General features: G+C 68.6%; 10 protein-coding genes. 3 read left to right on the plus strand and 7 right to left on the minus strand.

Annotated features, from left to right (window positions below):
- Window positions 1–10: 10 nt before the first annotated feature.
- Together H1D24_RS19400 and H1D24_RS19405 are read right to left on the minus strand one after the other, a co-directional pair.
- Entirely contained in the window at window positions 11–715 is a 705-nt protein-coding gene (locus H1D24_RS19400; RefSeq protein WP_181658873.1) for a VanZ family protein, read from the minus strand.
- Window positions 716–1245: 530 nt separating this feature from the next.
- Window positions 1246–1650: a VOC family protein gene (locus H1D24_RS19405; protein ID WP_309484390.1), complete on the minus strand. Its 405-nt coding sequence runs from the start codon at window positions 1648–1650 to the stop codon at window positions 1246–1248.
- A gap of 299 nt (window positions 1651–1949) precedes the next feature.
- On the opposite strand from H1D24_RS19405, the gene H1D24_RS19410 reads away from it, so the two are divergent.
- On the plus strand, window positions 1950–2948 hold the full coding sequence (locus H1D24_RS19410) for a TauD/TfdA dioxygenase family protein (protein WP_181658875.1): 999 nt from the start codon (window positions 1950–1952) through the stop codon (window positions 2946–2948).
- 318 nt (window positions 2949–3266) lie between these two features.
- On the opposite strand, the gene H1D24_RS44085 is transcribed toward H1D24_RS19410, so the two are convergent.
- The 3 genes from H1D24_RS44085 to H1D24_RS19425 form a co-directional block, all read right to left on the minus strand.
- Window positions 3267–3941, minus strand: a complete 675-nt coding sequence (locus H1D24_RS44085; RefSeq protein WP_181658876.1) for a lamin tail domain-containing protein — start codon at window positions 3939–3941, stop codon at window positions 3267–3269.
- Between the two features lie 585 nt (window positions 3942–4526).
- Window positions 4527–6497 carry a tetratricopeptide repeat protein gene (locus tag H1D24_RS19420; protein ID WP_181658877.1) on the minus strand — a complete coding sequence of 657 codons (1971 nt, stop codon included), beginning with the start codon at window positions 6495–6497 and terminating at the stop codon, window positions 4527–4529.
- Window positions 6498–6790: 293 nt separating this feature from the next.
- Window positions 6791–7402, minus strand: coding sequence for a GOLPH3/VPS74 family protein (locus H1D24_RS19425; RefSeq protein WP_181658878.1), 612 nt, complete (start codon window positions 7400–7402; stop codon window positions 6791–6793).
- Window positions 7403–7732: 330 nt separating this feature from the next.
- Between H1D24_RS19425 and H1D24_RS19430 the strand changes: the two genes are divergently transcribed.
- A complete protein-coding gene (locus H1D24_RS19430) occupies window positions 7733–8758 on the plus strand; it encodes an alcohol dehydrogenase (protein WP_181658879.1) in 1026 nt (341 codons plus the stop codon).
- A gap of 51 nt (window positions 8759–8809) precedes the next feature.
- Here the strand turns inward: H1D24_RS19430 and H1D24_RS19435 are convergent, their stop codons facing one another.
- Window positions 8810–9424 carry a flavin reductase family protein gene (locus H1D24_RS19435; protein WP_181658880.1) on the minus strand — a complete coding sequence of 205 codons (615 nt, stop codon included), beginning with the start codon at window positions 9422–9424 and terminating at the stop codon, window positions 8810–8812.
- A 434-nt stretch (window positions 9425–9858) separates the two neighbouring features.
- Window positions 9859–10830 (minus strand): LysR family transcriptional regulator, encoded by a 972-nt coding sequence (locus H1D24_RS19440; RefSeq protein WP_181658881.1) that lies wholly within the window; start codon window positions 10828–10830, stop codon window positions 9859–9861.
- A gap of 84 nt (window positions 10831–10914) precedes the next feature.
- Between H1D24_RS19440 and H1D24_RS19445 the strand changes: the two genes are divergently transcribed.
- Window positions 10915–11808 carry a PhzF family phenazine biosynthesis isomerase gene (locus H1D24_RS19445; protein WP_181658882.1) on the plus strand — a complete coding sequence of 298 codons (894 nt, stop codon included), beginning with the start codon at window positions 10915–10917 and terminating at the stop codon, window positions 11806–11808.
- The last annotated feature ends 72 nt before the right edge of the window (window positions 11809–11880 follow it).

Genomic DNA, 11880 nt, shown 5'->3' on the forward strand with positions numbered 1-11880 from the left:
GACGCGCGATTCAGCCTGCCGGTGCCAGTGCGGGGCGAGGCTGGTCCGACGGCGCCTTTGGCGTAGTGCGCCACCAGCGGCGCGACGCCAGCGCGGCCAGCACGGCGCCGGCGGCGTTGACCAGTACGTCGTCCACGGAGGACACCCGGTCAAGCCGCAGGACGTACTGTGCGGTTTCGACCAGGACCGAGCAGCCCGCCCCGAGGGCCAGGATTCGCGGCACGGACGCCAGCGCCGCGAACCGCATCGGGGCGAAGAACCCCAGCGCCGCGAAGATCAGCAGGTTGCCGACGATCCCGAGGGGCCCCATCGTGACCAGGTCCCGCAGCGGTACCAGGCTCACCCGGGCGGGGACGGTGCCGGCCCCGGCGCCCGGCATCATGGTCAGCCATACGAGCGGCACCGTCCCGTGGACCATGCCTACCTCGGACAGCGACATCCGCCACGCCGCTGTGACGCCGGCGGCACGCCGACGGCGCGCCAGAGCCCACACCACCAGCGCGGCCAACGGCAGCGCGACCAACGTCATGAGCACCACACCGTTGAACGTGTCGTAGCAGCCGTGCCACCGCCCGGCCATGCACCTCGGAGCGGACATCATGAGCGGCCGCCGCACGACGAACACGGCGCTCGCCATGCCGAGGATCGCCAGGCTGAGGAGCACGATCCTGCGTGTGTGGCGGGGCGATGCTGACAGGGATGCGTCATGGTTCATGGCCCCATTGGAGACGGAGGGCTGTTGCGGTGGCGTATGCGATTTTCGATACGCCCGCGATACACGGAGTCCCCGGCATCAAGGAACTGGCGCAAGTATCGTGAAGGTGTTCCACGACGCTGGTGAGCTCACTGCCAAGCTCGCCACGCCGGGGTGGTCAGCCGATGTGCGGACAGTGGGCGGCAGCTTCATCGTCGGCACCGCGGAACCGCCGGCCAATCCTGACGGGGGAGCCGCGCCAGACCCCGACGAGCGTCGTGTACAGGGGCCGGGGCCGGTGCTGTCCACGCACGGGCAAATCGTGCTGCAGCAGGTCCTCGGCGTCGACTTGGCGTCGGAGGGCTCGGCCTGGTACCGGCCCTTCAGCCCCCTTGCGTGCCTCGAGCATCGCGCTGCGCGGGGCCGCAGGGTATGGAGAGCCGTGTCATCAGGCCTCGTGACGGATGGTCCTCTTGGCCGAGGAACCATCTACCGGAGACCTCGCCTGTTGCCGATCAACGACACGTCGCCAACCCTACTGGGCGAGATAGTCAGTGCAGGCAGAACTCGTTGCCTTCCGGATCACGCATGACGTACGTCAGCGGTCCGCGGTCGCTGTGCGTCTCGACCAGTTGCGCGCCAAGCCCGACCAGCCGTTCCACCTCAGCTCCCTTCTCCTCGGCATCCACATGGATGTCAAGGTGCACCCGGTTCTTGGCGACCTTGCCTTCGGGGACACGCTGGAAGTACAGCCGGGGCTCCACTCCGGTTGGGTCGCTGCACGCTGCCACATCCCGAAACGCGGAGCGGCCGTTGACCACGATCCTGTCGTCCGCGGGCATGCGACCGTCAGCGACCAGTTGGTCGACCAGCGCCGAATGGTCTTCCACCGCGGAGCCGAACACCTTCGCCCAGAACGCGGCCTGAGCATGCGGGTCGGCACAGTCGAACGTCACCTGTGTTCTCATTGACGACCATCATGCCAAAACGCCCCGTTAGGTCACCACCGGCTTCATAAAACACGGCCTGGCGGCTGGCACCCGCCCGCCCCTGGTGGCCGCGATCTCCCAGCAGTGTCGGCCGCTGCGACGATGACGGATACGACCAGGAACTGGACGAAGCTGAGGCAGCCGAACGCGAACGCGGCCCTGCCCCAGCACCCGACGCGGCTCCGCTGCGAGGCCCTGTCGCGGTGAACGGCGGAGGCTGTCACGATCACAGAACCAGTGGGCACGCAAGGACGATCGGAGCGCGTATGACGACGGACAGCGGTAAGGGGAGCGAGGCGTTACCGGCCGTCGCGGTGGAGACGGTGCGGGTGCCCGGGGTGGAGGTGAAGCCGGTCGCCGGCCATATCGGAGCCGAGATCACAGGAGTCGACCTGGGGGATCCCCTGGAGGACGCGGTGGTGGCGGTGATCCGGGCTGCAGTGCTGCGGTGGAAGGTGGTGTTCTTCCGCGGACAGCGCCTGGATCACACCGGACATGTGGCGTTCGCACGCCGGTTCGGTGAACCCGTCGTCCTCAGGCGGCGCGGCAGTGCCTCTCCGCAGGACGTCCCGGAGATCGAGACGACGGCTGACCGGCTGGAGCTGGGCGGGCGTTACGGCATGGAGCACGCCGAGTGGCTGCAGCGGCGCCGCCACTCCCCGCTGCGGGGCTGGCACTGCGATCATGGTGCGCGTATCGACCCGCCGGCGGCGACGATCCTGCGCGCTGAAACCGTCCCGCCGTACGGCGGTGACACGACCTGGTCCAATCTCGCGGCCGCGTACGCAGGGCTGTCCAAGCCGGTACGCGACTTCGTGGACGGACTGCGCGCCGAACACCGGCTCGGCGTCGGATATCAGGCGCGGCCGGGTGACGACGCGTACGTGCGCCACCTGCTCGAACATCAGGTCGCGTCGGTGCATCCCCTCGTGCGGGTACACCCGGAGACGGGGGAGCGGGTGCTGTTCGTCAACGGCTACTACCTCGAGCAGATCCAGGACGTCTCGCGTGCCGAGAGCCGGCTGCTGCTCGACATGCTGCTGGAGCAGGCGACCCGGCCCGAATACACTGTCCGCTTCCGTTGGGAGCCGGGCAGTGTGGCGTTCTGGGACAACCGGTCCACCATCCATCTGGCCCCCGCCGATACCGCCCATCTCGATCACCCGCGGATCATGCACCGGGTGATGCTGGCCGGTGACGTACCGGTCGGGGTGGACGGCAAGCCTTCGGAGCCGATCGTCGGCAGCGAGCCGCGGCGTTGGTGACGGGCGTGCCTGCCGGCGCCGAGAACGTGGCGTCCGTGTCGGTTCCGCCGGCGGTGACGCGCCCGGGGGCAGGCCGCGTCGTGCTCCGCTTCGAGCTGGGCCGTCTGGGCCTGCAGCCAGGACGTCAGCCCACGGACGCGTACGTCCTGCGCGGAGGACCGGCGGCTGATACGGGCCAGGCATGACGCCGGCCTCCAGGACCAAGCCATGGTCCTGGAGGCCGGCGTCGTGTCGGCGACGTCATGCCTGGCCCGTATGTGCCAAGGGTTTCCCGGCGGTTGCGGGCCTCATCGGGACTGCTTCGTGCCCCGTCGTGGGTCAGCGGTGGCGGCCCCACGAGGTGATGTCGACGAGACGGCCCGCGTCGTCGTACAGGGCCGCGGTGTCGGAGCGGTTGTCCCACACGTAGTGGCGACGGTCCTGGTAGACGTCGTAGCGGGTGTCACGGCCGACGCCGGTGTGGACTCGGATGGTGGAGCGGGCCTCCAGACGCAGGTAGCCGAAGCGGTAGCGGGTGCCGTCCTCGTTGCGCAGTGTCCAGCCGTTCAGGTTGACGCTTCGGCGCGAGGTGTTGGCGATCTCGACCCACTCGCCGTTCAGGGACCAGTTCGAGCCGTCGTCGAATCCCGGGCTGTCGGCACGGACGTTGCTGATCACGACCGAGGAGTAGTTCGGCGTGTGGTGACGGCCGGGGCGGTCGTCGGAGGGGAACGGTCCCCAGTGGTGACGGCCGGGGCGGTCGTCGGAGGGGAACGGCGTGCGGTGGTCCCGGCCGCGGTCGTCCGAGGAGAACGGCGGGCGGTGGTCACGCCCTCGGTCGTCCGACGGGAACGGCGAGCGGTGGTCGCGGCCGCGGTCGTCGGAGGAGTGCGGCGCCCGGTGGTGACGGCCCGGGTCGTCGTCGGCGGCAGCCGAGACCGTGGCCGCGCCGAGCAGGCAACCGGCGGCGAGCGCGGCGGCCGTGAATCGGCGGGCGATGACAGAAGCAGACATCTGATGCTCCCTCAAGCTGTTGCAGGCCGGACGTGTTCTCGAGTCGGCCGTGCGGTTCGGTGTCTCGACCCCGGTGGGGCCGAGGACCATCACTGTGAAGCAACGGCACAGCTGAACAACGGAATGGCGTTTCATGTTTCTAAAAGCGGACATTTCCGTAACCGTCTGTTGTGTAGCGCATGAAGTCCCCGCTGCGTGGCCCTGACAATCGCTGATTGCTACACCGACCCTTGCGGGACCAAGAGCAGCCCTTGCCGGCTCTGGCATGCACGCACCGACCACTCCCATGGACACCGCTCTGCTCAAGCCACGGACCTGTAACAACAACGCGAGGCCGGCATTCGTACGCACGCACAAGAAGGCGGCAGGCGCTCGATTATGGGCGGCTTTGTCGTGGGCTCCCCGCTGTAGGCACAGTCCGCTCGTCGCACGGAGCGGTCCCGCCGCCCTTCGGCCGGGGGTTGAAGGCGGCAATAATGGGGTGACCAGCTCCTACAGACGGTCAGGAACCAGCCGCTGCGACAATCGGCACCCACAACCGGCAATGATGCCGCAGCTCATGCCATCACCACGTGAGACATCCTGTCATTGGACAGTGGGACTGTGAGGACCAGGCTGCTCTCGCCAGTGGGCCAGGGCGCGCTCGCTCTTGAGGGTGTCGGGGTGTTCCGGCCCCAGCACTCGCCGTCGGTCGACTACTAGTTCGGCGAATGCGGCGGCGGCGCCCGTGGAGTCCCCCGCTTCGCCCGTCCACAGCGCCAGGTTGTGCCGCGACATGAGCGTATGCGGGTGGTCGGGCCCCTGGATGCGGATGCGGTCCGGGACTATTTCGGCGAACTCGGCGGCGGCACCCGCGGCGTCCCCCGCCCTCCCTCGCCATCGGGCCAGCTCATGACGGACATCAAGGGTGTTGGGAGTGTCGGGACCCAGCACCCGCATGGCATCGCCGAGAAGTTCGGTGAACACGTCGACGGCACCCTGGTGATCCCCTGCTTCACCCAGGCAGAATCCGAGGTTGTGCCGGTAGAGAAAGGTGTGCCGGTGATCCGGTCCCACCGTCCGACGCTGGTCGGCGACGATATCGGCAGCAACCGTGGCGGCGGCGGCCATGTCGCCCGCCTCCATCAGAAACTGGAAGACTTCGATGCGCGTGGCACAAGTGTCGGGGTGCTCGCGCCCCAGTGCCCGTGACTGGTCGTCCAGGAGTGTCCCAAGCGCAGCCGCAGCGCCCGCGGCGTCACGGCTACCCCGGCGATTGGCCAGGTCGCGCCGGACGTTGAAGGAGTCCCGATCGTCCGGACTCCGGAGCCGGAGGAACTCGTCCAGCAGCTCGGCTGCTGAGGCCCCGTTCGGCATCGTGCCAAGGCCGATGTGGGCAAGCCACGAGTTCCGGCGGTCCTCCTCTGCCAGCAACTGACCGAGGAACCAGAAGGTCCCCTCGTCACGGGCACGGATACGGCTCCGCAGTTCCTCAAATGCCGATGCTCGTGCCGCGGATTCGCTGTGGCGATCCAGGATCTCCGCCATCAGCTTGGCCGGCTGCTTCGTGCCCGCCGGTTCACCGACGCGCTCGACCTCCGCGGTCGTCGGCACCCGGAATTCCGCGTACAGCGCCGGAAGTTGAGCGAGGGTGGCCTCGGCCAGCGGGAGCGACGCCGTCAGAACCTCGTCGGCGACTGCCGCGCCGACAGTGATCTCGACGAGTTGGCGATACATCCGCTCGAAGCTCTGGAGATGGCCCGTGATTGCTCGTCGCGGGTCCCAGAACGCCTCCGTAACCTCATAGATTCCTTGTGCGCCGGAGGAGAGGATGTCCGCGTTCCCGTCCACCGATACGAGGCCGTCCGGTAGGTCAGCGCGGCGTCGGGGCGGTGCTGATTCCCAGTCAGGGACGGGGAGTCCGCGTTCGGTCATCTCTCTGTCGATCGCTTCGCGGACCTCCCTCGTGTCCTCCAGGAAGTGGCTGATCACGGTCCGGATCTCGTCAGCCGAGTACACGAAACCATGCTGCGGGAACGCGACGGCCACCCTCGGCGAGGTCATCATGCGATCGTTCCCGTCGTAGATGATCTCCAGGTCCAGCTCGTATACGTACGTGTCGAACGTGGGTTGCATGCCGAGGCGGACCTCGAACCGATCCGCCTCTCCCTGCGCAACCACCTGAGAGAGGTCGATGACGGCCCGGGAACCGCCGGCATCTTCGGGCGGCGGTATCGCGGCGTCGTACGTGGCGGACACCGGCAAGAGGGCGCCGACCCACATCGCGCGGTAGGGCGTGAGCCGCATGCCGGAGAACATGCTCCCGCACCGGACAGCCCGGTGCACGCGCACCACGAGTCGCTTGAGTACGGCCGACTGGCCTCCTGTGTTGCGTACCTTCACATCGAGCACAGGAGACATGTCCCGCGGACCCGAGGCCGAACCCGACGGCGTCGCAATGGTCACGTCGACCAGTTCGACCTGCGATTTCGGCGGGCGCCGAGCGCGAAGCGCCGCCCACGCACCGATGATTGCGGCCGCGAGGCCGCCGGTCAGCCCGAGAACTGTAGCCAGCACGAGATCGACGTTACAGTCTGATCGTTCAACTCACCCCCGTTTCAAGGGCAGATCGCGACCGAGCACGGAGCGGACTGCCGGGCGATCAGCGTGGTGGGGGAACTACCGGCGCGTGCTGGAGCGGGCTGCGCTGCAAGCCGGCCACTGCTGAGGGGCCGGCCGGCGGCCGGCTGCAGGTCGGCGGCGCAGCGTTGTGGTGTGCCGGGGCGTGGGGCGGCTTCCGGGGCAGCGGGCCGGTTCCGGGAATGGTCAGTGTGGCTGCCGCCTCGGTGGCCGGCGAGCGCGTGCCCTCGTCACTCGCCTCGCCAGATGTTGTCGAAGGCCGAGGCTTCGATGGCTCGCTGTTGTCGTGTGGCTCCCAGTTCGATCACCGCGCCGTTGACTGCGGCCAGGATCGTCGCCACCGCGTCGTCGACCTCGGTCATGCTCGGGGAGTCTGCCGTTCGGCTGTCCTGAATCCCGACGGCCGCCGCGAGCGCGGCGAGGACGGGCTCGTGTGAGCTCCAGCGGTTGGCCGCCTGGTCGTGAGCGGACGAATCGGCCGGCACCGGCTTACGGCTCCGGAAGAGCATCCGCCGAGCGCGTTGCCCGGTCAGTTGCCCTTCGGCGACCAGAGCGTCCCGATAGACCGAGGACAGGCCGCGACCTCTGCGCCACAGCCAGTCATCGACCGACTCGTAGGGCTCTTGACGGACGAGGGAGGACACGGCCTCATCCAGGAGGCGATCGCCTGTCGCCGACGGGTGGCTGGGCACGATGCGGTCATCGACCAGTCTGATGGCTCGGTGATCGAGGAGGTCGATCGCCTCGGCTCCCGCGAGTGCGAGCGACAGGTCGCCTTGTTCTACAGGGCGGCTGGCTTCCATGCCCATGGCGACGAGCAACAGGTCCCGTGGTGTGGTCATGATTGCCTCCACGTCTCAGACATCAGCAACGATACGTCGCTGAGCTGCCGGGCCACCTTTCGGCGGGGGCACGCCAGAAGCGCCCGGGGCATGAGCGAGCCCTGGAACCAGCGCGATGTTGGCGCCGATGTTCTCGTCGCTCAGATGACGCGTAATGGTAGTTGGTGATACTGGGGTGGTAGGTGGGTGACACCGGACATGGTCCGAGAGACAGGACCTGATCCCAGCCCCTGATCCCAGCCCCTGATCCCAGCCCACGCGCGCGACAGGGCCGGACATGGTCTGATGGTTCCAGGTGACCGTTCCAAGGAGTTCCCGGGAGAGGTCCAGATGAGCGCGTATCGAGCTGCTCAGGTGGCCGCCGCAGGCGGGCCGTTCGAGATCATCGAGCGTGAGGTACCGAAGCCGGGCCCCGGCCACGTTCGGATCGCCGTGGACGCCTGCGGGATCTGCCACAGCGACGCCGGATTCGTCGACGCCGTGTTCCCGGGTGTCCGGTTTCCGGTGGTCCCCGGCCATGAGATCGCCGGTCGCATCGAAGAGCTAGGCGAGGGAACGCAGAGCCGCGGCTGGCAGGTGGGCGACCGGGTGGCGGTGGGATGGTTCGGCGGCAGCTGCGGCTACTGCACGCCCTGCAGACAGGGCGACTTCGTCGTGTGCGAGAACCTGAAGGTCCCCGGATGGGCCTACGACGGGGGTTTCGCCGATGTGGTGATCGCGCCAGCCGACGCCCTGGCGCGGATCCCCGACGGGCTGGCGGCGAGCGACGCCGGACCCTTGGCCTGTGCGGGGGTGACCACGTACAACGGGCTTCGGCGCAGCTCCGCACGACCGGGCGATCTGGTCGCCGTACTCGGCATCGGCGGCCTCGGTCACCTGGGGGTGAAGTACGCGGCCGCCATGGGCTTCGAGACGGTCGCCATCGCCCGCGGATCCGACAAGGCCGACTTCGCCAAGCAGCTCGGCGCGCACCACTACATCGACAGTACGGGGGACACCACCGTCGCAGACGCGCTGCAGTCCCTTGGCGGCGCCAAGGTGGTCCTCGCCACCGCCGCCAACTCCGCTGCCATCACGGCGACCGCTGACGGGCTGTCCCACCGCGGTGAGTTGGTGGTCATCGGTGCGGACGCCGAGCCGCTGGGAATCAGCCCGATCCAACTGCTCATGGCAGGCAAGATCGTGCGCGGACACCCGTCCGGAACGGCGCTGGACGTGCAGGACACCATGGCATTCAGCGCCCTGCACGGAATCCGCCCGATGACCGAGATCATGCCGCTGGACCAAGCCGACGAGGCATACCGGAAGATGCTCTCCGGCACCGCACGCTTCCGCATGGTGCTCACCACCCACTGACCTTGGACAGATGCGGTGCGGGCCACCGGCCCGGCGTTGCCTGGCGCCGGGTCAGCTTCCGTTCTGTTGCCACACGGCATACGGGATGCGCGCGATCTCCTTGATCTCGCCCATGGTGCCCCACTCGTTCCTGCCCAGGCGTGAGAGCGGACGCAGCAGTTCGATGTCGGGGTGGCCGTCCACGACGACGTCCTCGCTCAGCACGGCGTGGACAACGCGTCCGAACACCACGGTCGAGTCGCCCAGGCGCAGCGTGCTGTGCAGGCGGCACTCCAGCGCCACCGGCGACGCCGCCACCCGCGGCGGCTTTACCCGCAGGCTGGGCTCCTGCTCGATGCCGACCGCCTCGAACTCCCCGACATCGGAGGGGAAGTCCGTGCCCGTGGCGTTGACCTGCTCGAACAGCGGCTCGGAGCAGAAGTTGACGACAAACTCCCCGGTCTCCTCCGCGTTCCGCAGCGAGTCCTTGCGCCCCACTGACGTGAACTGCACGATCGGCGGCTGGGTGCTGGCGACGGTGAAGAAGGAGTGCGGCGCGAGATTCGGTACGGAGTGGTCCTTCGAGATCGTGGACACCCACGCGATGGGCCGCGGTACCACCACCGCGGTGAGCAGCCGGTAGAAGTCGTTGGGGCCTACGGCCTCGGGATCGAAGTCGACGCGCATGATCCCCAGTATCCAGGACCGGGGTTCGTGCAGCGGCGCGGTTCGGGGTGCGAATTGACGGTGCGTGAGGTGCTGGAGCACGTCACCGCGGCGGCGAGCCTCCCCTGCCTGCGATCGCCATGCTCGGCTTTAGGGCGGGATGCCGCCGCGTAGGAGTGCCGGCGACAGGCCCCCGGCCTCATTCCCGGCAGCGTCCTGCCGTGTCGAGATCCGTAGCAACTAATGGGCAACGCGTGACTGAAGGAGGTTTGAATACGGGATTTCAGGCACGGTGCCGACCGAGGTCCCGAGGTCCCGAGGTCCCGAGGTCCCGAGGTCCAAGGTGTCGACGTTCGCGTGAATCGCTCAACGCAGTACGCGGATACGTGCACAGCCGCCGTACACCGCAGTTCTGGCACTGACGACGATGGGCGATGATGTCACCGCGTAGCTCATCAACACGGCGCAGGAGGTCCGCCGTCGAGGTGGTGAAGCAGGGGCGGCGGATCAGCAGCAGGCCGCGACGTCTCCTCGGCTGCTCCGTCGGACAGGTGCTGTACCAGCTCCTGCGCGAACGCCTGCGCGGCCGGTGCCGCCCACCGCCTGCGATGCCGGGCCAGCCGCACCGTTACCTCGGCGAACCGCGGGCCGTGGATCCGTGCCAGCTGCCCCTGTCGCAGCTGCTCATCCACGGTCGTAAGCGGCAGCAGGGTCAGTCCCAGGCCTGCGGCGACGCAGGAACGTGCCGCGTCCACATTCCCGAAGCGGGTCAGTCGTGGCCGGGCGCCAGGCACAGCGAGCAGCCGTCGCTCGAGCTCGTCACTGTAGGAACAGCCCTGTTCCAGAAGGAAGAAGCTCTCCGCTGCGAGTTCCGCCCAGGTCACTGCGTGCGCACGTGCGGCGAGCGGGTGGCTGGGAGAGCAGACGAGGGCGAGCGGCTCACGGGCGATCGTCTCGGCCGTCACATCGGGGAAGTCAGCCTCGTCCTCCAACAGCAGCGCGAGGTCAAGGCGCCCGGACCGCAACCCATCGACGCACTGCGCGGTACCGGCCGCGTACAGGTGGACGTCCACCTTGGGATGGCTTGTGCGCAGGGCAGCGATGACGCCTGGCAGCCAGGTTGAACACAGCGACTCGGGGGTGCCTACCACCACCCGTCCCCCCACCGCACCCTCGCCGTCGCAGGCGGCCTGCAACCGAGCCACGGCGTCGAGTACGTCCTCGGCCCGTTCCAGCATCCGTCGTCCGGACTCGGTGAGCAGCGCGCCTTTGGGCAGGCGGTCGAAGAGCCGGGTGCCGAGCTCCCGTTCCAGAGCGCGGATGTGCACAGTGACCGTGGACTGGGCAAGGTGCAGCTCGGCGGCAGCAGCGGTGAAGCTGCCCGTTCGGGCGAGGGTGGTGAAGGTGCACAGCAGGCGGGTTTCCACAGCACCGAGCCTATGCGGTACATCGATGAGCTGGATCGAAAACCATCGTTGGACTCGATCGGTGTGGGGTGGCAGCGTGGAGCCATGACGATCGACGTGACCGGGGAGAGCCCCATGAACCACACCAAGCCGCTGGCGGAGACCCTGCGCTACTCGGCCTTCACCCACGTTCCTGCGGGAGGCAACCCGGCCGGTGTCGTGCTCGACGCATCCGGGCTCGACGACGCGGCGATGCTCAGGATCGCCGCCGAGGTGGGCTACTCCGAGACGGCCTTCGTCACCGGCCGCGATGACGCATCGCGCCGGTTCCGGGTTCGCTACTTCAGCCCGCTCGCCGAGGTGGCCTTCTGCGGGCACGCGACCGTCGCCCTGGCCGTCGCCCTCGCCGAACGGCTGGGCCCCGGCGAGATCTTCCTCGACACCCTCGCGGGCGAGATCCCCGTGGCCACCACGGTGGACGACGCGGGCACGGTGCTGGCCACACTCACCAGCGTTCCGACCCGTTCTCGCCCCGCCGTGGGCACCGAGCTTGACGCCGCCCTGAAGGCCCTGGGCTGGGCTCCCGGCGACCTCGACCCGGCACTGCCCCCGCACGTGGCATTCGGCGGCAATGACCACCTGGTGCTGGCCGCCGCCTCCCGGGCGCGCCTGGCGGACCTGGAGTACGACTTCGACGGCCTCGCCGAGGTGATGCGGCGTCACGGGTGGACGACCGTCCACCTGGTGTGGCGTGAGTCGCCGGAGCGCTTCCATGCCCGGGACCCGTTCCCTGTCGGTGGTGTCGTGGAGGATCCGGCCACGGGAGCGGCGGCTGCGGCGTTCGGCGGATACCTCCGCACACTGGGTCTGGTCACCGGACCGGCCACGATCGCGATCCGCCAAGGAGAGGACATGGGCCGCCCCAGTGACCTGCTGATCGACGTGGCCCCGCAAGACACCCGCACGAGGGTCACGGGGCAAGCGGTGCCAATCGCCTAGGACTGCGCCACGCGGCGGTCTCGCCCGGGGACGAACGGCATGCTGCACCAGGCGTCCGCGCCCCAGTTGAAG

Source organism: Streptomyces himalayensis subsp. himalayensis (genome assembly GCF_013778455.1).
GTDB classification, from domain to species: Bacteria; Actinomycetota; Actinomycetes; order Streptomycetales; family Streptomycetaceae; genus Streptomyces; species Streptomyces himalayensis.